The 25,933-nt window shown below is 46.7% G+C and carries 17 protein-coding genes and 1 tRNA gene; 11 read left to right on the top strand and 7 right to left on the bottom strand.

What is annotated here, in order from left to right; genetic code table 11:
• Positions 1–195 (bottom strand): hypothetical protein (locus O3C43_18070; protein MDA1068398.1); only part of this gene is annotated, 195 nt, incomplete at its 3' end.
• Positions 196–982: 787 nt separating this feature from the next.
• Between O3C43_18070 and O3C43_18065 the strand changes: the two genes are divergently transcribed.
• Together O3C43_18065 and O3C43_18060 are read left to right on the top strand one after the other, a co-directional pair.
• A tRNA-Ser gene (locus O3C43_18065) sits at positions 983–1,070 on the top strand.
• A gap of 159 nt (positions 1,071–1,229) precedes the next feature.
• Positions 1,230–3,464 carry a DUF5916 domain-containing protein gene (locus O3C43_18060; GenBank protein MDA1068397.1) on the top strand — a complete coding sequence of 745 codons (2,235 nt, stop codon included), beginning with the start codon at positions 1,230–1,232 and terminating at the stop codon, positions 3,462–3,464.
• Positions 3,465–3,806: 342 nt separating this feature from the next.
• Here the strand turns inward: O3C43_18060 and O3C43_18055 are convergent, their stop codons facing one another.
• On the bottom strand, positions 3,807–4,016 hold the full coding sequence (locus O3C43_18055) for a hypothetical protein (protein MDA1068396.1): 210 nt from the start codon (positions 4,014–4,016) through the stop codon (positions 3,807–3,809).
• Here O3C43_18055 and O3C43_18050 point away from each other — a divergent pair.
• From O3C43_18050 to O3C43_18040, 3 genes are all read left to right on the top strand, one after another.
• Complete coding sequence (locus O3C43_18050) at positions 3,997–4,422, top strand: YqhA family protein (protein ID MDA1068395.1); 426 nt, start codon at positions 3,997–3,999, stop codon at positions 4,420–4,422. The two genes, O3C43_18055 and O3C43_18050, sit on opposite strands and share 20 nt — an antisense overlap.
• 376 nt (positions 4,423–4,798) lie before the next feature.
• The gene (locus O3C43_18045) at positions 4,799–6,241 is read left to right on the top strand and encodes an MFS transporter (GenBank protein MDA1068394.1); all 1,443 of its coding nucleotides are present in this window, start codon (positions 4,799–4,801) and stop codon (positions 6,239–6,241) included.
• Between the two features lie 78 nt (positions 6,242–6,319).
• On the top strand, positions 6,320–7,204 hold the full coding sequence (locus tag O3C43_18040) for a sugar phosphate isomerase/epimerase (GenBank protein MDA1068393.1): 885 nt from the start codon (positions 6,320–6,322) through the stop codon (positions 7,202–7,204).
• A gap of 53 nt (positions 7,205–7,257) precedes the next feature.
• On the opposite strand, the gene O3C43_18035 is transcribed toward O3C43_18040, so the two are convergent.
• The gene (locus O3C43_18035; protein ID MDA1068392.1) at positions 7,258–8,865 is read right to left on the bottom strand and encodes a sulfatase; all 1,608 of its coding nucleotides are present in this window, start codon (positions 8,863–8,865) and stop codon (positions 7,258–7,260) included.
• Positions 8,866–9,104: 239 nt separating this feature from the next.
• Between O3C43_18035 and O3C43_18030 the strand changes: the two genes are divergently transcribed.
• From O3C43_18030 to O3C43_18010, 5 genes are all read left to right on the top strand, one after another.
• Positions 9,105–11,138, top strand: coding sequence for a DUF1549 and DUF1553 domain-containing protein (locus O3C43_18030; protein ID MDA1068391.1), 2,034 nt, complete (start codon positions 9,105–9,107; stop codon positions 11,136–11,138).
• A complete protein-coding gene (locus O3C43_18025) occupies positions 11,128–12,573 on the top strand; it encodes a DUF1501 domain-containing protein (GenBank protein ID MDA1068390.1) in 1,446 nt (481 codons plus the stop codon). Before O3C43_18030 ends, O3C43_18025 begins: the two co-directional genes overlap by 11 nt.
• A gap of 94 nt (positions 12,574–12,667) precedes the next feature.
• Positions 12,668–15,766 (top strand): PSD1 and planctomycete cytochrome C domain-containing protein, encoded by a 3,099-nt coding sequence (locus tag O3C43_18020; GenBank protein ID MDA1068389.1) that lies wholly within the window; start codon positions 12,668–12,670, stop codon positions 15,764–15,766.
• Between the two features lie 191 nt (positions 15,767–15,957).
• Positions 15,958–17,385 carry a DUF1501 domain-containing protein gene (locus O3C43_18015; GenBank protein MDA1068388.1) on the top strand — a complete coding sequence of 476 codons (1,428 nt, stop codon included), beginning with the start codon at positions 15,958–15,960 and terminating at the stop codon, positions 17,383–17,385.
• Positions 17,386–17,392: 7 nt separating this feature from the next.
• On the top strand, positions 17,393–18,340 hold the full coding sequence (locus O3C43_18010) for an alpha/beta hydrolase (GenBank protein ID MDA1068387.1): 948 nt from the start codon (positions 17,393–17,395) through the stop codon (positions 18,338–18,340).
• 31 nt (positions 18,341–18,371) lie between these two features.
• On the opposite strand, the gene O3C43_18005 is transcribed toward O3C43_18010, so the two are convergent.
• Genes O3C43_18005 through O3C43_17995 form a run of 3 tightly spaced genes read right to left on the bottom strand, consistent with a single transcriptional unit; the run spans position 18,372 to position 23,526 of the window.
• The gene (locus O3C43_18005) at positions 18,372–20,546 is read right to left on the bottom strand and encodes a c-type cytochrome (protein ID MDA1068386.1); all 2,175 of its coding nucleotides are present in this window, start codon (positions 20,544–20,546) and stop codon (positions 18,372–18,374) included.
• Between the two features lie 6 nt (positions 20,547–20,552).
• The gene (locus tag O3C43_18000; protein MDA1068385.1) at positions 20,553–20,987 is read right to left on the bottom strand and encodes a hypothetical protein; all 435 of its coding nucleotides are present in this window, start codon (positions 20,985–20,987) and stop codon (positions 20,553–20,555) included.
• Between the two features lie 37 nt (positions 20,988–21,024).
• Complete coding sequence (locus O3C43_17995; GenBank protein MDA1068384.1) at positions 21,025–23,526, bottom strand: hypothetical protein; 2,502 nt, start codon at positions 23,524–23,526, stop codon at positions 21,025–21,027.
• A gap of 426 nt (positions 23,527–23,952) precedes the next feature.
• On the opposite strand from O3C43_17995, the gene O3C43_17990 reads away from it, so the two are divergent.
• A complete protein-coding gene (locus tag O3C43_17990; GenBank protein ID MDA1068383.1) occupies positions 23,953–24,177 on the top strand; it encodes a hypothetical protein in 225 nt (74 codons plus the stop codon).
• On the opposite strand, the gene O3C43_17985 is transcribed toward O3C43_17990, so the two are convergent.
• Complete coding sequence (locus tag O3C43_17985; GenBank protein ID MDA1068382.1) at positions 24,174–25,760, bottom strand: response regulator; 1,587 nt, start codon at positions 25,758–25,760, stop codon at positions 24,174–24,176. The two genes, O3C43_17990 and O3C43_17985, sit on opposite strands and share 4 nt — an antisense overlap.
• Positions 25,761–25,933 lie beyond the last annotated feature (173 nt).

Raw genomic sequence — 25,933 nt, 5'->3', positions numbered from 1 at the left:
CGCTCCTGTTAAAATGAAATCGCGCAGTTCAGAAAGCCACTCTCCGTGGCGAGACCACGTGGTATCAAAGGTTTTCTGTCCTAACCTTCGGCCAGGAGCGCACCGCGATTGATCGAAAGTGAAATTATAACCCTGTGGCAAAGTCCACAGGGAATGTTCTAGCAGATTCAATTGTTTATTTTGATTCGTGTTCATTCGTACTACTATCCGGTAGAATCTTGTTTTAAAAGCAACGTTTTCCTATCTCAACTCTTCACAGCGAACTTCGCGATTAATCCGTAATAAAATAAGTTCGAAGAAACATTCTTAAACTACGAAAAGCGCTGAACTACGCGAAAAACTGAAAGCAGGTTCCCTTTGAAAAGAAAAAATTAACCACAAATGATTTTGTCTTTTTTCATCAGTGAAAATCAGTGCCATCAGCTTTGCCATGGCGTTGCTTTGGCGGAGACCGGTAGCTAACAAACTACAAAGAAAAATGTTTTAACTACGAAAAGCGCAGAATTACGCGAAAAACTGAAGGCTGGTTCCCTTTAAAAAGCATGAACTAACCACGAATGGATCACGAATATTTTGTCGTTTTTTATCAGTGAAAATCAGTGTCATCAGCTGTGCCTTGGCGGAGACTGGTGGTTAAAATTTGTATCTTTTTCCCGTTTAGAAAGATGCCTTGAACCCTTCAGGATATCGGACTGCTCGGCGTCAGTCCCTAGCTCATGATTCGTGTCACTTGGTGTCCATGCGTGGTTTCATAATTACAATATCTGTACCCATCTGAGCAATCTGTGGTTAAACTATGGAACACAAACTATTCCCCATGAAGACCAGTCAAAATGAGAGAGTGGTCGTTCCGAGCTGCGAAAGCAGCAACAAATAAAAGGGATCCATTCGCGCATGAGACTATCTCCATCGGGCGAAAAAAGAAAATTATTTTCCTTGCTGGATCGAGGGTCACACCTAAATTTCCACCTCTTTGACCAATGGAGAGATGGCAGAGTGGTCGAATGCGGCGGTCTTGAAAACCGTTGTACCGCAAGGTACCGGGGGTTCGAATCCCTCTCTCTCCGCCATCTTAAAATCGCCTGCGTTCAACGCAGGTTTTTTAATGCATAGTATTCGGGGTCTCCACCAAAAAGTGGGTTATTAATTTTACAAAACATGAATCATAGCTACTTATTTGAGGATACCCCAATATTGTGATCCCTATCTGCCCTGATCTGCACAGCTTTTTGTCCCGCTTCCTATTTCTAGCTTTGGTTTGGTTATACCTATGTCAGGATGTTGCGCCAGTCGTAGCTGCCGATAACGAATCTCCGATCAAGCTGGAATCGGAAGTCAGGTCTGTGAAAGTAACGATTATCACAGAAAAGATAAACATAGACGGTGCGCTTGATGAATCAATTTGGGAAACGGCACCCAAGATTGGTGACTTGATTCAAAGAGAACCCGATACGGGTCAACCGGTGTCTGAAAAGACTGAGATTACGCTGTTGCGCGATGCTGATAACCTATACGTGGGGGTCGTTGCCTATGATTCGGAGCCGGATAAAATTATCGGCACGACCATGGAAAGGGACCCGTCACTTCGTTCCGAAGATCGTGTATCGATTCTTCTCGATACGTTTCGAGACCAACGTAATGCGTTCTACTTTTCCACTAATCCTGCGGGCGCACTTCTCGATGGCCTGGCCTTCGGAAACCAGGACCTGAATACAAATTGGGATGCCATATGGGATGTGCAGACTAAGCGTACGGATCAGGGGTGGACTGCCGAATTTGCTATTCCATTCAAGAGTCTCAATTTTCCGGAAGGTGAGGAGACTTGGGGATTCAACATTTCTCGAGGCATCTACCGAAAGCCTGAGGAAGCTGTTTGGGCTGGAGCCAGTTTGGAGAGCACATTTTTAAAAGTTTCCGAGGCTGGTGAAATCTCTAATATGCAGGGTATTAATCAGGGGATAGGCCTTGATGTGCGACCCTTTGTGGCTACGAGCTGGTTACACTCCAAGGAAACGGGCAAAGACGACTTTGATTTTGAGCCGGGTCTCGACATTTTCTATAACATCACACCCAGTCTGAAACTGACCGGCACTCTCAATACCGACTTCGGTGAGACGGAAGTGGATGCCCGACAGATTAATCTCGATCGTTTTTCGCTCTTCTTTCCCGAAAAGCGTTCCTTCTTTCTTGAAGATGTGGGGGTCTTCAATTTCGCCAGTGTAGGACCGAAAGGCTCGCCCGGCACACCTGACGCCAGAGCAGATGTGTTTCCCTTTTTCAGCCGACGCATCGGATTGCTGGAGGGCCAGGAGGTGCCGATTGATGTTGGCGTCAAGTTAACCGGGAAAGTGGGATCGACGGAAATCGGTATTCTTGGAGTCAGAACAGGTGAGACTTCTTTTGTGGAGGACAAAGACTTCTTTGTAGGACGAGTTAAACAGAATTTCTGGGAGCAGTCCTATATCGGCGGTATTTTCGCATCCGGCAATCCATTTGCCGGGGAGACTGGCAAGACCTATGGGGCGGATATTACTTTGTCCACGTCACAGTTTCTCGGATACCCACGCAACTTCTACGTCAACGCCTACGGTTTAAAATCGGAAAATGACGGTGTTACCAAAGACAATAAGTCCTATGGGTTTTCGGCGAATTACCCTAACGGAATTTGGGAAGGCACACTGGTATTTCGGGAAATTCAAAAGAACTTTGATCCGGGAGTGGGTTTTGTACAGAGAAGCAACGTGCGCATGTATCGATTGGGCGGAGGTTATAATCCGCGTCCGAAAGACTTTCTGAACCTCGAAGATATGAGGCATGGAATTTATTACACCCGCTTTGATCGACTAGACAATGGACAATTGGAAAGCTCGGCATTGGATGTCTCCTGGCTGCATTGGCACTTTAAATCAGGCGAGGCGATCCATTCATTTATGGATTATGCAGCTGGTGAGGAGCGCCTGTTCGAGCCTTTTGAAATTTCTCCCGGTGTGGTCCTTCCGGTGGGCCACTATAAGACGGATAGACATAGTATAAGGATTGGTTCTGCTCGAAAACGGCGGGTATCCGGTTCTCTTAGTGTAACCTGGGGTGATTTTTGGTCTGGTTCCGCTCAACAAATCAGAGGTGGTGTCACCGCTAAATTACCCCCGTGGTTTACCTTTGACGCCGAGGTAAGCCAAACCGCGGCTAAACTACCGCAAGGAAATTTTACAGCACGTGTCATTACCTCGACTCTCAATTTCTCCATGTCCCCCCGTCTTACTTTTTCCAACCTTATTCAGTACGACAACCGTTCCCGGAACATGGGTTGGCAGAGCCGAGTTCAATGGACATTGAAGCCTGGTAACGATCTTTTTATCTCCTTCAACCAAGGCTGGATAAACGACCCCGATAGCTCCTCGCTTCGCTTCATCGCACAGGATACCAAGATTGCAACGAAGTTTCAGTATACCTTCCGCTTTTAAACCTGCGATCCTGGTCGAATGGGAACAATGTCGGGTTTAGTTTAGGTGTCAGGTGTCAGTGAAACCTGTGATTTTGAAAGATATCAAAACCTCAACTAACCGATCCAACGAATACCCATTGGCGAATGGATGGTCTTTCCGCACAGAATTCTTTGGGCTGATTCACCGAAGAAAAACTCATCCTCGATTTTTTGTAGGAGCAACTTGAGTCGCGAATAAATTTACTCCTACAATTTGACCATCCTTTCGTTTCTGACATAATTGTACCGAGGTCTTGACCGACAACGAAGTGAAAGACAATCACACCAATTTCCCTTCTTGAGTTTTTCCACAAACGAATGTTTAAAATACCACTGCTGCCTCTAAAAATAAAGCAAACATGACAAGTAAAGAACCTGGAGATTCGCCATCTCGATCGTCTTCGTCCCTTATTGATACATCAGAAGGATTGTATCGGTTGGTGAAGATTGGATTGAGGTTACGACTTATAAATATCCTCGCGGTAGCCTGTTCCTTCGTCGGAGCCTTGTGCATGTGTATTGTAGGTCTCATAAAGACAATAAAGGCAGTCAGGGTTTTTTTCCTCGAAGATCTTGCAGGAGAGAAGGTAGCGGAGTCTGTTACCGCGTATGTGGTTCAGGCAATGGACGCTTTTGTTATCGCAATGGTACTAGTAGTTTTTTCAACGGGTATTTTCCATTTATTTATCATGGAATTGAAAAAGGAAGATTTTAAAGGACTTCGGGGTTTTGAGCGAATTAATTCTATAAAAGGATTAAAGAAAATTCTTGGTGAAATGATCATCATAGTCCTATTTGTCCATTTTTTGAACCTTGTCATTGAAAACGCCACTCTGGAATGGACGATCCTTACAATACCCGCGAGTGTTTTGCTAATGGCTGGCGCTTTGAAATTGCTCAATCTGGGTGATAAAGAAAAAAATAAACCGAAAAATTAATGAGGTCATTCCTGAGCTATCGATAGTGGAATGAGAATTTCTTTGATCCTTCCGAAGAGATGATCAGGAAAATGGTTTGGCATTATAAGCCTCCATCCCTTCGCCTCCATAAAGCAAATTCCAATCAGTAACCAGGGACAGAGAAAAGCGAACGGGCTAGTCATTTTGTGTTGTTTTTAAGTCAATTCCGAAAACAAGTAACTTGGCCGGCGACTTCATTTCCAATCTTGATGAGATATACTGTGCACAAAAAGCATTTCTCAAATCCTTAGGCGACAGGGGCATTTTTTAGAATGGCCAGAGCCAACTCGACACCTTCTACTCAACGAACGCTCAATTATTTCAATGCTTTCTACTACCCCACTAGAGCTTAATTATGGCTTCTGATTCCGAAACTCAAAATACCTCCGCTACCCCTGAAAGAGTATCCGTCGGACAGAAACTGGCATTTGGAATTGGAGTAATTCCTCATGAATTTGTCGTCACGGGGATTAAATACCTGGGAAATCCTATCTTCAACATTACCCTCCACCTTAGCAACACACTCATTGGTTGGGTGTATATCATCATTCGAATATTTGATGCCTTCACCGATCCGATCATTGGAAATCTGAGTGACAACAGTCGATCAAAGTGGGGTAGAAGAAAACCCTTCATTCTTTTTGGCGCGGTAGGATCCGCAATTGTTTTTACCTTCATCTGGTGGGTTCCTAAAAGTTTTTATGGAACGGCTTGGCCTCTGTTTTGGTATTTTCTGATCCTGGCGCTTCTTCACTATGCTTTTGTAACCTGCTTTCAAGTACCCTACAATGCTCTCGGATACGAGCTATCGTCCGACTATCACGACAGAACAAGAGTTTTTGCATATAGAGCCTTCTTTGCCGCTATCGCAAAACTCGTTCTTCCCTGGCTTTTTTGGTTAACTCTCCTGCCAATATTTGGAGGCGATGCCATGGTAGGTGTAAAATGGGTTGGTGGGACGATTGGGGTTGTCGTCGTCTTATTTATTCTCCCCAGCGTACTCAAGGTGCGGGAAGGAAGTGTTGAAAAAGCCAAGAAGCAGGAGAAAGTAGAAATCCTAAAGGCGATTGGCCTAACGCTAAAAAACAGCCCCTTCCGGATTCTAGTATTCCTGACGTTTGTAACCATATTCGGATCAAACTTTGGGTTGGCCTTAGGATATTACGTTAACATCTACTACGTGTTTGATGGGGTTAAAGAAGATGGAGCTTTCCTGGTAGGTTTGGGCAATACGATTGGGGCTCTCGTCTCTTTTGCCTCCATTCCTTTTTTGACAATAATGTCTATCAAAGTTGGGAAAATAAAAATGCTTGGATTTTGTATATCCATGCTCGGTATTGGATCACTCTTGAGTTGGTGGTGTTATACTCCTGAAAACCCCTATTTGCAGATTGTAACTTACCCATTTATGGTAATGGGAGATATGGGCTTCTGGCTGTTTGTTACTTCCATGAAAGCGGACATCTGCGACTGGGATGAATGGAAAACAGGATTACGTCGCGAAGGAATGTATGGAGCATCCACAGGTTGGTTCCAGAAAATGAGTCAAGCGGTCACATTTGGAGGCGCCAGTTTTGTTCTTTCTTTAATTGCTTTTGATGCCGCACTTGGAGGTGATCAGTCAGAAAGTACCATTTTATGGCTAAGAGGTATTTACGCTGTCCTTCCCGCAGTTCTAGCAGTCCTCGGAATAATTGCTTTGAAGTTCTACCCGTTGGACTTCTCGAAATTTAAAGAAATCAAAGCCGACCTCGATACCCGCCGAGCGAGAACACTTGAAAGCCAAACAGCCGAATAATCTTTAGGCTCGAAAAAGGCACATTTCCAGTCAATCAATCTTTTAATAGAACAACTCAAAACTCGTTATCCAAAAACAATGAAAAGACGCACCTTTCTTAAAACTTCACTCGCCGCTTCACTGGCGACTTCCGCTACTATGAAAGCATTCGCCTTGGCTGAAAACAACCCTTACCGCAAAAACGTGGGAATCCAGCTGTACACACTTCGTAATCAGATCAAAGAAGATACTGCGGGAACCATAAAGGCCGTGGCAGAAGCTGGTTACAAACAGGTCGAACCTTACGGATTTCCCAATGCAGAGGATATGATTAAAGCGGCTAAAGACAACGGGATGGCAGTGAACTCTTCCCACTTTGCCTGGGAGTCTGTGACCGATCCGGATAAGTCGGGCACCATTCCTTTTAACACCATTCTCGACAAAGCTCACGAGCATGGACTTTCGAATCTCGTCGTGCCCTACGTCCATGAACACAATCGTCAAAACCTGGATGACTACAAACGCTTGGCGGAAAACTTAAACAAGGCGGCCGCCAAAGCCAAGTCTGCCGGAATTCAACTGTCTTACCACAATCACAATTTTGAATTCGCACCTCTCAAGGGCGGTAAATCCGGTTTCGATATTTTCATGGAAGAATTCTCCGATGAAATGATGTTTGAGCTGGATGTCTTTTGGGTTCAAGTAGGTGGCGTCGACTCAGTTGATTTAATGAGAAAACTCGAAGGTCGTGTGTCACAACTTCATCTGAAAAATTTAAAACCAGGAGTGAAGCTTCCAGAATATGACAATGGAGCCGTGCCAAGAGACGCGTTTAGAGAACTTGGAAACGGTATCATTAAAATGGAGCCAATTATCGAAGCCGCCTGGGTTGCAGGAGTCGACCACTGCCATGTTGAGCAAGATGAATCTCCTAATCCGATAGCAAGCATTCAGCAGAGCATCCAGTTCTTGGCGAAAATGTAGCCGCACGATGCTGTCACCAGCATCGCTACTGTTTACGCGAAGCATGGAACAGCTCATCGATTCCGGTTTCGCATAAACTCCAAGTAGAAATCGAGCTGCTCCTTATCGAGTTGATCGCTGTCTCCGTATGCCTCACGCACCTCTATAAGTTTCTTTTCAAGTGCCGCCTGAATAATGGCGTATCCGGGCTTGTTGTACACATTGTGCATTTCCGAGGGATCTTCCTTTAAGTCATATAACTCCCAGTAGTCCATATCGTGGTAGAAATGGATGAGTTTGTAACGATCGGTCCGGACTCCATAATGCCTCATGACGCTGTGTTCCCCAGGATACTCGTAATAGGTATAGTAGGCGTGATCGCGAAACTTCCCTGACTCTCCGTTTAATACTTTTCGAAATGATTCCCCCTGCATGTCTTCAGGAATATCAAGCCCGGCATAATCAAGAAACGTGGGAGCGAAATCAAGATTCTGCACCAATTGTTCCAGCTTCACTCCGGGTTGAATTTCTTTCGGGTAACGAATTAACAGGGGCATCTTGAAAGATTCTTCGTACATGAATCGTTTATCAAACCACCCATGCTCTCCCAAATAAAATCCCTGATCCGAGGTATAAACCACGATCGTATTTTCAGATAATCCATTTTTTTCCAAATAGTCCAAAATCTGCCCTACCCCATCATCCACAGACTGGATACTACGTAAATAATCCTTGATGTAGCGATTGAACTTCCAGTGAGCCAACTCCTTGCCTTCTAATTTGGCCGCTTTGAATTCCTTGATTAGCGGATCGTAATAAGCGTCCCAGGCAGCCTTCTGGTCGTCATCCATCCGGTCATACATCCGCTTACCATACTCACGATACTTGGTCTGAAGTTCTCCTTCTTTGTCGAGCATCTTCAAATCGTAAACGACATCCATATGCTCGAAAATCCCCATCTCGTGATTGGCCGCAGCGGGCCGGCCTTCGTAATCATCGAAGAAGTTTGCCGGTAGATCGAAGTCACGATCATCAAACAAGGTAAAGTATTTCTCCTCAGGCATCCATGTCCGGTGAGGAGCCTTCTGGTGATACAAAAGCAAAAACGGTTTTTCTTTATCGCGCTCCTTTTCCAACCAATTCAATGCGATATCGGTGGTTACCTGTGTCACATAACCATGTATCTGTTTTTCAACCCCGTTCTCAATGAAGTCAGGGTTGTAATAACTCCCCTGCCCCGGAAGCACATTGGAGTAATCGAATCCCTGAGGCAATCCGTTCAAATGTATTTTTCCAACCAGTGCTGTATTATAACCCGCTCCCTGCAGAGCTTTGGCAAAGTTATCCTGATCCCAATTAAAAGGCAGCAGGTTATCGACCTTCCCATTTTTGAAACTGTGCTTGCCGGTCAACATCACTGCCCGACTTGGGGCACAGATGGAGTTAGTTACCGAAGCTTGATTGAATATGGCACCCTCAGCTGCGAGGCGATCGATATTGGGAGTATGGTTCAGTCCATATCCATAAGCACTGACAGCCTGGTAGGCATGGTCGTCACTCATTATAAAAATAATGTTCGGGCGCGTCTCCTCCAGCTTTGTTTTATTCGAAGGTTGGCAGCCTGAGAAGATTACAACCCAGAGGAAGGTAAAGAGTAGCAAGTGGGAAAGGTTTCGTTTCATTTTGAGCAGTGGATGATAAAAAGAAACAAGAGAATCCGAAGATACTCATTTGATCAAAAACAAACTTCAATGCGCTGAAACCATGCTCGTTTCACGATGAAGTCTTAAAAGGCCAAAGTTTATAGGCCCTACAACGAAGCCTATTAGCTCGAAATTTAACGCTTGGCGCTCCTCTGGTTTTGTATTGCAGCCTCCACTAGCGAGAATTACACATGTATTTCGTTTCAATTTATGGAAACATGCCAATAACCCCGAATATTCTCCCTTTGACCATTTTGATACCCAAGGCCTTTAAATCACACAGTGCTTTAATCAATGCTGCGTTATTGCTAGTCGTTGGGTATGGTGTTGCGACCGCTGAGGTTGAGCGCATGAAAGATCCAGGAGACTTCTGGGCCTTTCAGCAACTGAGTAACCCACCAGTCCCAACGGGTAATTTTTCAGACTGGCCGGATAGTACTATCGACCAGTTTATTTTAAGTAAATTGGCAGAAAATAATTTGAGCCCCTCCCAGCCTGCGAGCAAGGCGGAGTTGATTCGAAGGGCCACTTACGATTTACACGGACTCCCACCCAAGCCGGAAGAAGTGGAGGAGTTTGTAAATAATCAGTCTCCGCAGTCTTATGAGAATTTGATCGACCGATTACTTGCCAGTCCCCGTTACGGGGAAAGGTGGGGACAGCTTTGGCTCGACGTGATCCGCTTTTCTGAGTCGGAAGGATTTGAATACGACAGGGAACTGCCCGGAGCGTGGCGGTTTCGTGATTACGTCATCCGATCCTACAACGAAGACAAACCCTTCGATCAATTCATACGTGAACAAATCGCGGGCGATGAATTTGAACACCCAAGTACGGACGAGTTGATCGCTGCAGGTTTTCATCGCTTTGGCCCCGTTCGCCGCAATGCAGGCAACCCAGATATTGCGCTCAGCCGAAACGAAGTGCTCACAGAGCGCACAGACATCATCGGCTCTGCATTCATGGGAATCACCATGGGGTGCGCACGTTGCCACGATCACAAAATCGATCCCATCAGTCAAAAGGACTACTATTCCCTCCAGGCATTTATGGCCGCAACCCATGAGTACAATCACTTACTTGGTTCCAAGGAAGTTGTCGACGCCTGGCAGGCCGAAACGGACAATCTTAAAAAACAGATCTCAGAGGTCACCAAGAAAAAGGATATGGCCGAAGGAGAAGAGAAGGACGCCCTTAACAAGGAAATAGTCGCGCTCAATAAGGAACTTCCCGAGATGCTTCCCAGTTTATTATCCATCAAGAACGACTTTAAAGAACGCACCGAGGTACGAATTCTCCATCGTGGGTTATGGGAATTTAAAGGAGATCTCGTTGATCTAAGACCTCCCGAAATCCTGAACTCCAAGAACACATTGGCCCTTTCTCCGGACGAAACTCAGCCGAGAACGAAACTCGCAGATTGGTTAACCAGTCCCGAGAATCCTTTGACTGCACGCGTTCTCGTTAATCGCGTCTGGCAGAATCATTTCAGTAACGGCATCGTAAATACTCCGAACGATTTCGGTTATTACGGAGATCGACCCAGTCATCCGGAATTACTGGATTACCTGGCTACTCAATTGATAAAAAATGGTTGGCGCTTAAAACCATTGCACCGCCAGATTATGCTCAGCAGCACCTACCGCCAATCTTCGAACACTCCACCTTCGAAACTAATCCAAGAAACTGATCCCAACAATCGACTTTTATCGAGGTTCAATCGCCGCCGACTTCAAGCTGAGGAAATCAGAGATTCCATGCTGGCAGTTTCCGGTCGTTTAAACACCGAGATGTTTGGCGAAAGTATCATGCTTCCGGTCGAAGAGGAAATGATTCAACTCCTTTACAAGCCAGACCAATGGCAGGTCACAGAAAACCTGGACCATCATAACCGACGCTCCGTTTACCTGATTGCCAAGCGAAATCTTCGTCTACCTTTTATGGAAGCCTTCGACCAGCCCACTTTGCAAAACAGTTGTGCACGAAGAGAATCAAGTACCCATGCACCGCAAGCACTCGAGCTTCTGAACGGAGATATCGCGAATGAACTAGCTCAAGCGTTTGCTTTACGCCTACAATCTGAGTCCAACGGCCTTGCCGAGGATCAAATCAAAAAAGCCTGGTTGTTAGTGACTGGTAGACCTCCCGGAGAAAGCGAACTAAAATTGGCCAATTCATTTTTGAAAACTCAGCCGTTTAGTGAATTCACTTTGGCCATGTTTAATCTTAACGACTTTCTTTATGTCCGCTGACAAAGGATTCCAACATTTACCTCACAGTCTGCCTACCAGAAACAGGCGCGAATTTATTCGAGATGCTTTTTGTGGATTTGGGGGGCTTGCTTTGTCGTCGATGTTGCACGCCGAGCAGAAAAGAAATTCGTCATCGATCAATCCCCTATCACCAAAGACGCCTCATTTTCAGCCCAAAGCAAAGTCCGTCATTTTTCTCTTTATGTCCGGTGGTCCCAGTCACATGGAGACCTTCGATCCCAAACCACTGCTAAACAAACTTCACGGCCAGAAACGCCCGGCAGAATTTGGAAAAGCAGAATACCAGTTCGTTCAACCTGACGCCAAGTTGCTGGGAACGAAACGCACGTTCAAACAATATGGAGAAAGCGGCATTGAGGTTTCCGATCTCTTTCCACATACCGCCACCTGTGTGGACGACCTGGCCATCATTCGATCCTGCTACGGAGACAGCGTGGTTCACTCGGCCGCAGAATATGAGCTGTTCACCGGCCGCCTGACTCCAGGAGCACCCAGCATGGGTTCATGGATTACCTACGGTTTGGGTTCCGAATCAGATTCTCTCCCAAGCTACGTGGTCATGCCCGATCCCCAAGGTGCCCTACCCGCGGGTCAACCCATGTACACGCAAGGGTATCTTCCAGCCATTTACCAACCAACCATGTTTCGCCCAGGAGAAAATCCCGTGCTCAATCTCGATTTACCAAAGGGAGTGTCTCTAAAGGATAGAAAGGCCACGCTGGATTTCATAAACAATTTGAATGAGTCCAACCTTCATCAGGAAGATCACGAATTCTCTGCACGAATTAACTCCTATGACCTGGCCTTTAAGATGCAGACCGAAGCACCCGAGGTTTTAGACCTTTCGAACGAATCTCAGGAAACACTCGACCTTTACGGAATCGGTAAGGAACCCACTAACGATTACGGCCGACGCTGCCTGATGGCTCGAAAACTGGTCGAGCAAGGCGTTCGCTTTACAACCGTCGTATCGGGTGGAGGCACCGGAAACCTCATGTGGGATGCGCATGACGACATCGAGGAAAATCACCTTCGCATGGCAGCACATACTGATCTTCCAGTTGCCGGACTTTTAAAAGATCTGAAGCGGCGTGGCTTGCTTTATGACACCCTGATTGTTTGGGGTGGAGAATTCGGACGCTCGCCAGAAGCTCAATCCGGAGTCGGTCGCGATCATCACAATCTGGGATTTACCATGTGGATGGCCGGTGGGGGGATAAAAGGCGGACAAGTTGTGGGAGCAACGGACGAAATCGGCCTGCGAGCCATCGAAAAACCCTACCATTTCCGGGATATCCACAACACCATACTTCATCAACTCGGGATAGATCAGAATCAACTGACCTACCCGCATCTGGGTCGCGACGAACGCCTCACTTTCCTGGAAGGGAAATTGATCGAAGACATCATTTAACGCGCTACCAACTTCGTTGCCTTTACATGGTGGGCGAAATCAGGCAAAAGATCAGAATATTGCCAAACTAGACCGCCACTTTCCCAACCGACTCATGAAACGCAGCAGCATTACTGCACTTATCGCATTTATCCCCTGTTTTCTTTTTTCCAAGAAAGCATCCATTGACTATAGCCGGGACATCCTGCCTATCCTTTCGCACAACTGCTTCGAATGCCATGGACCCGATGAAGCGGCCCGCGAGGCAAATCTGAGATTGGACAACTCTGACGGTGCTTATGCAAATCTCGTTGGCGCAGTAGCTATCGCACCGGGAGATCCTGAGGGCAGCGAACTCGTATATCGGATTAATACGAAGGATGGAGACGAACGAATGCCTCCCAAAGACTCAAAGAAATCGTTAACCGGAGAAGAAAAAAAACTTCTGCAAGCCTGGATAAAAGAAGGAGCAGAATACGACGAGCACTGGGCATTTCTGAAACCAGAAAAAAGGACGCTTCCCAATCGCTCTAAACACCCCATAGACGCTTTCGTTTTAGACAGACTTAAGAAGGAAGGCTTAAAACCGTCCGAGCCAGCGGATCCTTATACTTTGGTGCGACGAATCTTTTTGGACCTCATCGGCCTTCCGCCCACTCCTCAAGAAATCGACACCTTTGTGCGAAGCCACAAAAAGAATGAAGGGAAAGCGGTTGATAATTTAATCGACGATTTGATGCAAAAACCCGCCTTCGGAGAAAAGTGGGCAAGACATTGGTTGGATGTCGCGCGGTATGCGGATTCAAACGGTTTTGAAAAAGATAAGCCTCGGGATCAATGGATCTATCGGGACTGGGTAATCAACGCCCTCAACGACGACCTGCCCTATGATCAGTTTTTGATCGAGCAACTAGCTGGCGACCTACTCCCAAACCCCACCCAGGAACAAATCATCGCAACGGGATTTATGCGTAACGGAATGATCAATGAGGAAGGCGCGATTATCCCTGAAGAATTTCGTCTCGCCGGAATAGTTGATCGTATGGACACATTTGGAAAGGCAGCCATCGGCCTCACACTTCAATGCGCTCAATGTCACTCGCACAAATTCGACCCCATCTCTCATGACGAGTACTACGGCCTATTTGCTTTCTTCAACGAAACACATGAAGCCAAATCCTGGGTCTACAGCGACAAGCAACTGGAAAAAATTGATTCCATTCGCCGGCAAGTAGAAGAGCTGGAGCAAAGCATTCGTGACCAAATCCCAACCTGGAAGCAGGACCTGGACGCCTGGAAACAGACCCAAATTGAGAACGCCTCCAATTGGAAAGTGTGGGACTCCAGCTTACAGGATTGGAATGGCGGGTTAAACCACCCGACCGAGCTCCAAGACCACAGCATCCTCACTTTGGGACACCCCTCAGTTTCTGGATTTTCCATTACTGAGGGACCGGCGAACTTGCCACGGGTCAGCGGAATGCGCATTGAAGCTCTTACCCATGGAGACCAGCCTTTCCAGGGACCTGGCCGCAGCTACTGGGGTACTTTCGCCATCTCGGAGGTGGAGTTGTTTCTTAAAAAACCAGGCGATGAAGATTGGAACGCCGTCGAATTGAAATCGGCATCGGCGGACTTTGAAACGGAAGTTTCTCCGTTGAAGAACTATTTTAAACACGAGGGGCTGGATCCGAATAAGGAAAGAACCATTGGCCCGGCCGGTTACCTGGTTGATGGCGACAAGAAAACTGCCTGGGCGCCAGACCGTGGACCTATCATCAGGCACGCCGAATCCGTAGCTGTGATCACGTTCAAGGAAGCGTTGGAGATTCCTGAGGGCAGTCATTTCAAAGTTCAACTCGTTCAAAACCATGGCGGTTCTGGCAATGGTAGGGAAAACCAAATGCTGGGACGCTATCGTTTTTCTTTTAGCGACGACGCCGACCCGTTGGCCCCCAGCTACCATCATGCGGCAACCCTCGCACTAGAGAAACATGAAGATGACTTAACTACGAAGGATGCCAATGCCCTATTCCGAGCGTGGATCGGATCGATCGATGAGTTGAAAGAAACGGTAGCTAAAATTGCCAAACTCGAAGCAAGCTACCCTGAGGCAATAACCAGCGTGCTTCATACCACAGATACACCCCCGGAACTTGCCAGGACAACTCATCTACTGGATCGAGGGGCTTGGGATAAACCAAAACAACAAATTGCCAGAACTACACCTGCCATCCTTCCTGCGCTTTCTTCAAATAATCCATCCCGGCTCGACCTGGCACTTTGGGTAACAGACAAAAACTCGCCAACCACTGCCCGCGTTCAAGTCAACCGAATCTGGCAGGCATGTTTCGGAAACGGACTTGTCGCAACGCCCGAAGACTTGGGAAACCGGACACCGAAGCCTGAGTATCTGGATGTTCTGGATTGGCTCGCAGTTGACTTTATGGAAAACGACTGGAGCCAGAAAAAACTGATTAAGACAATTCTCACCAGCAAGACCTATCAACAAAGTTCAATCATTTCAAAAGAGCATCTTGAAAAGGATCTTCGGAATACCTTCCTGGCTCGTGGACCCCGTTTTCGCACTGAAGCGGAAGTGTTGCGCGATGTGGCCTTGGCGGCCTCGGGACTGCTGACTCAAAAAATTGGCGGAGAAAGTATTTTCCCGCCCGTACCTGATTCGGTTATTAAATACAACTATGTGGTGCCAGATTATTGGTACGCCGCCACGGATGAAAACAGATACCGACGATCCTTATACATGTTTAAAAAACGTTCGATGCCAGATCCGGTGCTCACCTCATTTGATGCTCCCAATGGTGATGTATCCTGCACAAGTCGGGTAAGATCCAATTCTCCGCTATCTGCCCTCACCTCCTTAAATGAAACCATTTTTGTTGAATCCTCTCAGGCGTTGGCCCAACGAATATTAAAAGAAGGCGGAAATAGAGATGAGGAACGAGTGAACTATGCTTACCTGCTAACCACCGGACGACCAGCCACTGATTGGGAGACCCGGGAAATCCTGAATCTTATCGAATCACAACAAGAACGACTGGCCGAGGGCTGGCTTGGCGTTCGAGAAATAGCTTTTAAGGATACGGACAACATTCCGGAGTTGCCCGAGGGCGTGACTCCTCGCGATGCGGCTTCGTGGACTATTGCTTCTCGTGTCCTTCTAAACCTGGATGAAACGCTGACAAAGAATTAGTACGGTGGTAAAAGATAATGAGAGATTATAGAAAAATTGATCGGCAGAGCGGGGACGCTCTTGCCCTGCTATTTCAACCACAAAGAAGTGGGGCGACTGCGTCCCGCAGTGCCGAAAAGTCTGACTACCGTATCTAATCTGAAGAACGGGAAGCATTAAGGCATTGAAGATTTAAGATAGAACTGAGCGTCATGAAAAACGAAATACGACAAGAAAGTGCAACTATCCATACCCGCCGTTGGTTTCTTAGAAACTGTGGAGTAGGCATGGCAGGCTTGGCTCTGAACTCGCTTATGATGCGCGACGGTTTCGCAGCATCCGCGAAAGACTCCCTGGCTCCACGTGCGCCACACTTTGAACCTACAGCAAAACGCGTAATCTATATTTTCCAGGCAGGCGGTCCCAGCCACATCGATTTGTTTGATCACAAACCAGAGTTGATGAAGCGAGACGGCCAGCTACCTCCTTCCGATTTACTCAAAGATTATCGAGCGGCATTCATACACCCAAACTCCGCTCTCTATGGAACCGAATTTAATTTTAGTCGACAGGGAGAATGTGGTTTCGAAATCAGTGAACTGCTTCCGCATATCGGCAAGCATGTCGACGACATCTGCTTTATTCGCTCCATGCATACCGATGCGGTAAATCACGCTCCGGCGCAGATTTTCATGAGCACCGGTCACCAGCAGTTTGGTCGACCCAGCCTGGGCGCATGGAGTTTGTATGGTTTGGGAAGCGAAACCGAAGACCTTCCAGGTTATGTTGTTTTAACCAGCGCAAAAGGAACGAGCGGCGGTGCCAGCAACTACGGGTGCGGGTTCCTACCGACCATTTACAATGGTGTTCCTTTTCGTGGAAACGGGGATCCTATACTCTACCTGTCAAACCCCAAAGGGTATGATCAAAATGCTCAACGCGCCTCGTTGGATACCTTGAAACGGCTCAACCAAAGAACCCTGGATACAATTGCCGATCCAGAAACGGCTGCCCGTATTCAGTCCTACGAAACGGCCTACCGTTTGCAGACAAGCGCTCCTGAGTTGATGGACCTGGGCCAGGAATCCCAAGCGACCCTGGATGCATACATGATTAAAGATCCGAAAAAATCTGACTTTGCACGTAACTGTCTACTTGCCCGAAGACTACTCGAGCGCGACGTTCGATTTGTTCAACTATTCCACGAGGCCTGGGATCAACATGGGGACATAGTAAAAGGACACACAGATAACTGTGCAGATACCGATCAACCGGTAGCAGCTCTCCTTCAGGATTTAAAAGACCGCGATATGTTGAAGGACACCCTGGTTGTTTGGGGAGGCGAATTCGGTCGAACTCCGATGACCCAAAACCAAGGTAAGAACAATGGACGGGATCACCACAATAAAGCATTTACCATGTGGTTGGCAGGAGGCGGAGTAAAAGGCGGCTACACCCATGGTGCCACTGATGAATTTGGGTTTAATATAACCGAGAATCCGGTACACGTCCACGATCTCAACGCTACCTTACTCCATATACTGGGTTTCGATCACGAGAAACTGACCTACCGTTTCCAGGGCCGCGATTTCAGACTGACCGATGTGCACGGAAACGTCGTGCACGATATTCTAGCCTAAGAAAACAATGAAACATTTCCTCCCTATCTTCATGTTCCTGGTTACAGGGCTCTACACGTTTGCAGTGGACAAAAATCCAGACCTGAATTCCTTGACCGGACCCATTCGATTCGATTTTGACGACAAGGGTCTTTTTTCCAAGATGCTGCTAATCAGTGGTTCGAAACCTTCGACATTCAACATCTGGCCAGGTACAGCACCGGGTGAAATCAAGGAACTGCCCCCTGAAGCAGATACCACCAATTCAGATAGCAAAAAAATCGCAGGTAAAAGGCTCATAAGGCTAGGCAACGTATCTACTCCACAGATCACCATTTTCAAACCCGAACCGGCCATTGACACAGGAACATCCGTCATCATCGCTCCGGGTGGAGGTTTCAATATTCTTGCATACGACCTCGAAGGCACTGAGGTAGCCGAATGGCTAAACACTATTGGCGTAACTGGCATCGTACTCAAATACCGAGTACCGGCACGTAATGTAAATAACCGTTGGAAATCTGCCGTGCAGGATGCTCAAAGAACGGTTAGTCTTGTTCGAGCCGAAGCAGAGCGCATTGGCATCGAGCCGAATAAAATTGGTCTGATGGGATTTTCCGCAGGTGCTATGTCATCTGGATTAACGGCTCTTTTAAATGAGCGACAATACCCACCGATCGATGGGTACGATCAAGTCTCCTTTAAACCTGATTTCGTTGGCATTATTTATTTGGGCAGTTTTATTCACAATGAACCTGGAGTTGAAATTAGCCCGGATCTACCGCCATTCTTCATGGCTGTGGCCCACGATGACAGAGACCGAGCCATTGCAAGTGCGCTCAGCTCTACATCGAACTCAAAAAGGCCCAGGTTCCCGCAGAACTTCACATCTACGAAAGTGGTGGTCATGGCTATGGCCTACGACCTACCGACAAACCCGTCACTGGCTGGAATCATGCCATGGCCGGTTGGATGAAGCAAATCGGGATGCTGGACTAAGGTCGCAATCAATTGGGACGATATAGCGGATGGTCCTTCTGACCGTCGGAGACAAGAAAAACGATAAGATCCAGAACTTCTTCTTCGTTCAAGTTGTCAAGAAGACCAGGTGGCATCGTCGATACGGGCAATGCGACTGAACTTAATATATCCGAATTTTCAATCACCCGCGATTGCATCGGTTTTAAAACATTGGTTGCGATCAAAGTTTTTGATGAATCTTTTGACAGAATACGACCTGATACTGAATCGCCTCCTTTAAGGTGTAAGGTGATCATTTGATACTGATCAGAGATCGTCCTGCTCGGATGAATAATGGATTCAAGCAGATCATTCACAGTAAACCTTTGACCCACGCCAGTGAGGTTGGGGCCAAGGCTGCCACCCTCGCCTCCCATAATATGACAATTGAAGCAACTCGCTGCTGCAAACATCGTTTTTCCATTTTGAAAGTCGCGTTCGCCAAATCCTTTTTCAAGGCACTTTGCGATATAATCCAACTCCCAGATTCGTCCTGGACCTTGAGGCACCGGAAGGGGTTCATCTGCTTTTAATCCCTCCCAAAGTATTGCCAATTTTTCAGATTCTTTATCAGACAATGCATGCTGGGCTGTCTCGAGAATCTGTTCCCAATAGAACTTGTAACCCTTTCCTCCTTTCGAAGTGTTAATAGCTTCAATAACCAAACCGAAGTACCGTTGCCGTTGGGCCAAGGTCCAACCAGTGGTGATCCAGTTTAACATCTGAGCATGATGCATCCGCTCTTTCAAAGGTGCGGCTTCGAGCATATCCAAGACGCGAGAACCGTATCGAAAGTTCCGCTCTATAAGCTCTGATCCGGGGATAGTTTTCTCACCGTCATCCTGTTCCATGAGATTAAGTAAAGCGTCAATAGAGCTACTGTCGCCCAGATAGCATAAGACACGTGACAATTCCCGATTCACGCGGATGGAATCGTGAGGAAGCAAATTTCTTAGCGATCCCAAAAGTTCGCGACCTTCCTCACGGAGCTCACTTCTTCCTTTCCCAAAACAAACTTCAAGAATGCGAAGGGCCACGAGAAGTCCTTCTTCCGAAAGTCCGGCAAGATCAATGTCTCCAACAGAATCCAGGACATTCAATACATCACCCTCATTTCCTTGCCGTGCAAGAGCCAGAAGTGCTGGCAACCTGATCTGTAATTGATTCTCAGAGAATACTCTATCACGCCAACTTCTGCTTGGTTGAGATTCCAGAGCTATTCGGGCAGCGTATCGAATAGCTCGATCTTCATTTCCGAGGTAAGGCCAAACTCGATCGACCACTTTCGGGCTTTCCTTGCCGTGATAGCTTTCCAAAGAAATTCGAAGCTCTCGCGGGTTCCAGGTTACTTCAGGAACATAGGAATCAACAAAAGAATCCTGATCAGGACCTGCATACCAAATGCGATAAATTGCCGACCCCAGTTTTCTGCCCCCGACACTCACATAAAGGGCACCATCATTCCCCACCAACACATCGGTCAAGGGTAGTCCCGTGCCACTTAAAAATGTTTCGAAAGTAGCTTCGTAGCTAGCTCCCTTATTTTCCAAATGAACTGCGTAGACCGTCGCGTAGGTCCAATCCAACGCAAACAAAGCTTTTTGGTACTTCCCTGGGAAGGCTGTATCATAACCAAAGATTAATCCCGTTGGCGATCCAGGACCTATGTTTACTACTGGAGCCACACTATCTTCATAATAGTCGGGCCATTTGCCAGCATTCGCCCGCCACCCAAACTCCGCACCGCTAACGATATGACAAATCCTCGTTGGCCGGTAAAACGGCGAACCCAAATCGAATTCCATATCGGAATCGAAAGTAAAAAGATCGCCTGCTTCGTTAAACGCCAAATCAAACGGATTCCTCAAACCGCTGGCGACGACCTCCAGGTTCGATCCGTCGGGATCCATCTTAACCACCCAGGCTGCATCCGTAAATTCGGTGTTCTTAAAACCGGGAGGCATCAAATGATCAATGCCGGTGGTTGATACCGTTTTCCTGGTTTGGATCATTTCGGGAACAGGCGTATTATTGCCGCAGATCATGTATAACGATTCACCCTTTGGACCGATCACAATGCTGTGAGGGCCGTGCTCACCCGAAGCATCCAATTCAAGAATCTGTACCGTTTGATCAAATACGCCGTCTTTTTCCAGGTCCAACAAGCGTTACAATCCCGTGGACCAACTATCATTTTTATCGCTGACCGTTACATAAAGACTGTCAAATGCATAGAGGAGTCCCTGTGCCCAACCCATCAAACCAGCTTGCCCGCCAAGCGGTTCCATGTGGGATAATTCACCGCTTCCGATTTCCGAGGCGGTCACCCGATAGAGACCTTGTTTATGCTGAGTGCCGACAATTATCCTACCCTGACCATCAAGCGTCATGGAAGTTACCGAACCAACTTCCTTCGGAATACTTATCACTTTTTCGACTTTAAAACCAGGAAGTGTCTTAATACCGGCCGACTCCGCAGAATCCAACGGATGCCCGGGCCTGTACCAATCGGGAGTGCCCGTGTACGGGTTTTCCCGTTGAGAAAAAATGTGAGTGCTCGAAAACAGGAGAATGCCCAGAACCCCAAGAAATCGATATTTCATTAGACGTCTTTCCTAAGTTCAATCAACATTCCAACCATCAGTATTGCTCGACCTTAATCCGCAAAAACCTGGCATCGTTTGGAATATTGGATTCTTTGACGTAAAGCCGAACTCGATTTTTACCTAACTCAAACGGATCGTAGTAACTGTAGGTAAGGTTTTCCGGGATCACCATCCAATCGGTCAAATTCGCTGATACTTGCAGTTCGATTTCATGAGGCACAACCGGGACATCTAAATAACATTCAACGCCTATAGTCGGCCTTCCACCTTCCCTGCCAAATATACATTGAACCTGCATATCTTTGCTTAAATCAATAAGCGCGAAATCATAAAGAAAATGACGAGCCAATAGTTCAAATCTATCGCCCTCATAGGATTCAGGATCAATGGGTTGACCAGGATCCGACATCATAACCGTTACCCAGTCTTCATAAACAGTGTCCCAATCAGCTGTAGTCGCACTGCCTTCGAAATAGGTTTTCGCTTTAGCAAAAGCAGCTTTTCCAATGTTCGACCCCATGATTCGCCCTCGCAGATCATCAGCCCACACATGAATTCCTCCATACAACCTGGATATGCCTGCTTCATCTGCAGCATCATAGTAAGTGGCCCACGTCAGCGTGATATCTTCCTCGGGTCCGGTTTCAAACTCAAGGAATTCATGAGCAGGGGCAGTAAACGAACTGATGCCCCCCGGGAAATAAGGATCTCCGGTCATCGCTGTTAACACTTCTGCACCGGCTCGACTAAAAGTACTATGTCCAGATGTGTACGCCCCAAACGGCGGGGTCACAAAGGTATCGCGTTGATAAGGCATCCATTCAATGGCACGAATCCATCCGACTCCTCCAAACTGCGTATTTGAATTTTCCGGAACCCCTTGCCAGGCATAAATAGCGATTTCACCTTCACGTCCTTTAAGGTGCTCATGTCGCTCGCCTCTGCGAGTGCTATCGCTAGTAATCACTTCAATCAATCCAGGTTTTAAGGGTAAACCTTTCTCATGATACGAAGGTCCTCCCGGATCCGAACTCTGACCCAACCCTCCCATATAACGAATCATGGTTATCGGCCGAGAATAGTCGTATTTGCGTTTGGCGTCCCAACAGGCAATGGCCGAATCCGAAACGGCGGCATTCATGGCAAAGTAAACTTTTACATCCCATTCCAAATCATCAAGAGGTTCCCCTTGTCCTTCAAAACGTTTTTCAAATAGTTCATGGTCAGTTACATAATTCGCCACCGAATTCCAATGACCTGGGGGCGTTTCTGAATCTGGCCCATCGGCCCAAAACTCAGCCAGTATCCTGCCATAATCAGCACGTAATACCACATTTTTCTGATAGGGTTGTCCGGTGTAAGGATTTTCCAGGTACCCTGTTCCATCATTCGTCCCAAGTGAATTGTTATGACGTGAGGCCGGGGAGACATCAATCATTACATCATCAGACGGATCCAACCAACTTGAATACTCGATAACTTCCAACGCCGCTTCTTTGAATGTTTGATCACCGTCTCCGCCGAGATAAGGAGGAGGACCAGGATCACTATATACATCATTCGGGTCCTGACGGATTAACGCAAAGGGAGTAACGCCTCCCCAATTAGGACCTAAAAAAGTCTGTATGGCCCGGCCAAGCACAAGTCCGTTTTGTAAGACCAGGTGATCAAAGGCCAATGGCTGCCAGTGATTGGGATCAATGACTTCGATCCCGGGAAATTTAAATACAAGGGATACCGTTCTGTTCACAGATAGGTAGCCTGTTTGATCTGCATAGCCATTTAGCTCATTGGCTCCATCTGACCATCCAAATGCCAGAATTTTCGCTGCAATCCGGTTTCCCACGGCAGACGGAGAATTTCCTACGACAGAGATATTCTCAGGATCGTATCCTAACTGTTCAAATCTCTCGGTTAAAGCGGGTGCGGTTATTTGTACACTTGGAGAGAGTCTGAAACGCGATCGGAGGACGCGATAGGCCGCATACGAGATCGCCTCGTTGCGAACAGCGAGGATCGCATCCTTATTGTTACCGAAAACACTCAAGTCGAGATTCTCATCAGCGATATAAGGAACCGATTTCCCAGTGGTATCATAAACAGTCCATGCATCCCACATGGCACTGGACAGACTAAACAAATTCCTCGAATGAACGGTTGGTGCCGGATAGTCTAATCGAATAGCATCCAGGAGTTCATCCATCCATTGCCTGGCAATGGATTTGTCAAAATTCCAAGGGCGGATACTAATCCGCGCATGCTCGGAGTAGGCCTTACCCACCTGGTTAGTAGCGGTGGCATAATATTTCCCGGCATCATTAATATCAACGGACGTAATAATGAGCTTCATTTCAGTCTTTCCAGCAAGCAATGCGCCGTTGTGAAACCATTGCATGGTAGCAGATTGTCCGTTTTTCAGAGCTACCTCTAACTCAAGGCTATCCCCAGGACGAAGTATTTGACGCTCGGGTTGTTGAGAGAACTCGGGAATACTTTGAGCCTGCGCTACATTCGGCAGCACAGAAACAAATATCATTAAGATCGTGGGAAAAAATCCACACGATGACCAACCTCTGATTCTAATGAGATCCATTTATTTTGACCATCCAGATTTTTTTACAAGGAAACCGACCGTTTGAAAAGGTATTGTCTAACGGTTTTAGGCGGAGACTGTCAACTTAGGGCCTCAATAAAACCAAATTTTCAAAAATATACTTACGTCGCAGGATTCAAATACCTACGGCCATTTTTGGCAAATCAGAATCCGTAGAAATACATATTAAACGGCAATACTTACCATAATTAGCGTCTACAATATTCTTACATATCAGGCCGAGACCAGGATCATTCTGACAAATTATGTAAAATAGAGCCTAATTCTAAGGCATTTATCCTGAATTATTTTAATTTCAAGTGTCATAGGTATTGCTTTTGGTCGAACTCACATCATTGATCCTTCACCATGAATACCCAATTAGACCGAGAGTATGTCGCACAACTTTCGAAATGCTCTCCCGTTTATCAAGAAATGATGGCGGAAAGAACACAGATCGATGAGCATAAATGGCTCGAATCTGAAAAAATAGGCAGGGATATTGGGTTCGAAAAAGCGCTTCTCAGTTGGGTACGTCATCACAAGCATCAATGGCTCAGGTACCGCAGGATTAAACCGACCGGTAATGATTAGGACACAGCTTCCCGTCGAGCCATCTTGCCCTCATAGGCATGGATAATCTCCAATTTAATTTTGGAAATATCAAAAGGCTTCGGTAAAAATGCATTCATACCGATCTCCCGGGAAGCCTGTAAGTTTTCATCGGAAGTAAAAGCGGTAATAGCAACTATCCGGGCGTCTTTAACTTTATCGCCTGCTTCACCCGAGCGAATCCGTTGAGCCGCCTCAAGACCACTCATGTTTGGCATTTGCAAATCCATAAGAATTAAATCGTAAGGTTGTTTCTTAACCTGAGCCATCACTCCCAATCCATCCAAAGCAAAAGCGGCTTGGTAACCTAAACGCTCCATCAATGTTTCCAATAGACGCCGATTGATGCGGTTATCTTCAGCAATCAGAATTTCAATGGGAAAGGATTCGGCAAACTGGACACCTTCCGGACCTTGAGCCAATTGTACTGAAGAGTGGTCGATTTCCATCGGCTTGAGTTTCAAGTTAAATGAGAAAGAAGTTCCTTTTCCCAATACGCTCGTTGCGCTCAACGTCCCTCCTTGAAGCAGGCATAGTCTCTGGCAAAGAGACAGCCCCAGTCCTGGCCCATTGCCATTCCCGGGCTCCAATTGTGTAAAAGGCTTGAAAAGAGCATCCAGTCTTTTACCGGGAATGCCTGGTCCCGAATCGCAAACTTCCCCCTTTAATTCCCAAAGATTTGCGGTATTGTTGAAATCAGCTGAAAACTTAAAAGTTATAGATCCATCATAGGTAAACTTCACCGCATTCTCCAATAGAGGTGCGATCACATCTCTAAAACGCTTCTCATCGCCAATCAGATAGTCTGGGATCGATTCTGAAATCTCGCGATGGATCAAAATATTTTTTTCTGCCGCTAATTGCTCAAAGTGTTTCAGAACATTATCCAGAACCTCAACCGGTTTAAACGGTGACGACTCAAACTCCATTGTCCCAGTCTCTGCTCGTGTAAAGTCCAACACGCGATCAATAAGATTCATCAGATCCAACCCGGCACGTCCAATTTGATTCAGATGTTTAAGCTGATCGTTTGTCACCTGGCTCTGAGAAACCAGGTTTGTAAAACCCAATATCCGATTAAGCGGGTTTTTCATTTCCTCGCTAATCACTTTTAAGAAAACAGATTTCGCCTGATCAGCCGCGTCAGCAATTTCTGCTTCCATACGTGCAAGCTTGGCTTCATCCCCTTTGACCTTAGCCTCGGTGATATCTTCTTTTACCCCAAAATACCTTAACAGATTTCCTTCAGCATCCTTGATCGGTGAGATGGAGACCAACTCCCAGAATAACTGTCCGTCTTTTTTCCGATTTTCTAATTCACCACGCCAAACACGACCACTTGAAATGGTTTCCCAAAGATCTGAGTAAATGGCCGGATCCATATTTCCAGATTTTAAGAGACGGGGATTCCGACCAACCACGTCATTCGAAGAATATCCCGTGACTTCACAAAAACGAGAGTTCACATATTGAATATTTCCATCGAGATCAGAAATAACGATGGCGCTGGGACATTGAGCCATCGCCTGATTGAAGGATGAAAGTTGCTCCTGCAACGTAGCCACTTCCTCACCACTAAGACTTGCAGCTGTTCCCGTTTCTGCTTGAACCCCATCCGTGACATCCTTCGCTAAATCCTTGATACGCTGGGGATTATTCCATAAATAAAGGTTCTTCGCTATTTTTAGTGGATCAATATAAAGCAGGCATTTTGAGTTTACCGGCTACGAAGTAAAGC

The organism is Verrucomicrobiota bacterium, assembly GCA_027622555.1.
In the GTDB taxonomy this organism is placed as follows: Bacteria; Verrucomicrobiota; Verrucomicrobiia; order Opitutales; family UBA2995; genus UBA2995.
This window is presented reverse-complemented; position numbering and strand designations above follow the sequence as displayed.

Excerpts from the sequence above, each read along its gene's own strand:
- O3C43_18050 (MDA1068395.1), top strand. The coding sequence starts at position 3,997 with ATGTGTATTGTAGGTCTCATAAAGACAATAAAGGCAGTCAGGGTTTTT.
- O3C43_18055 (MDA1068396.1), bottom strand. The coding sequence starts at position 4,016 with ATGAGACCTACAATACACATGCACAAGGCTCCGACGAAGGAACAGGCT.
- O3C43_18045 (MDA1068394.1), top strand. The coding sequence starts at position 4,799 with ATGGCTTCTGATTCCGAAACTCAAAATACCTCCGCTACCCCTGAAAGA.
- O3C43_18040 (MDA1068393.1), top strand. The coding sequence starts at position 6,320 with ATGAAAAGACGCACCTTTCTTAAAACTTCACTCGCCGCTTCACTGGCG.
- O3C43_18035 (MDA1068392.1), bottom strand. The coding sequence starts at position 8,865 with ATGAAACGAAACCTTTCCCACTTGCTACTCTTTACCTTCCTCTGGGTT.
- O3C43_18030 (MDA1068391.1), top strand. The coding sequence starts at position 9,105 with ATGCCAATAACCCCGAATATTCTCCCTTTGACCATTTTGATACCCAAG.
- O3C43_18025 (MDA1068390.1), top strand. The coding sequence starts at position 11,128 with ATGTCCGCTGACAAAGGATTCCAACATTTACCTCACAGTCTGCCTACC.
- O3C43_18020 (MDA1068389.1), top strand. The coding sequence starts at position 12,668 with ATGAAACGCAGCAGCATTACTGCACTTATCGCATTTATCCCCTGTTTT.
- O3C43_18015 (MDA1068388.1), top strand. The coding sequence starts at position 15,958 with ATGAAAAACGAAATACGACAAGAAAGTGCAACTATCCATACCCGCCGT.
- O3C43_18010 (MDA1068387.1), top strand. The coding sequence starts at position 17,393 with ATGAAACATTTCCTCCCTATCTTCATGTTCCTGGTTACAGGGCTCTAC.
- O3C43_18000 (MDA1068385.1), bottom strand. The coding sequence starts at position 20,987 with ATGAAATATCGATTTCTTGGGGTTCTGGGCATTCTCCTGTTTTCGAGC.
- O3C43_17995 (MDA1068384.1), bottom strand. The coding sequence starts at position 23,526 with ATGATATTTGTTTCTGTGCTGCCGAATGTAGCGCAGGCTCAAAGTATT.
- O3C43_17990 (MDA1068383.1), top strand. The coding sequence starts at position 23,953 with ATGAATACCCAATTAGACCGAGAGTATGTCGCACAACTTTCGAAATGC.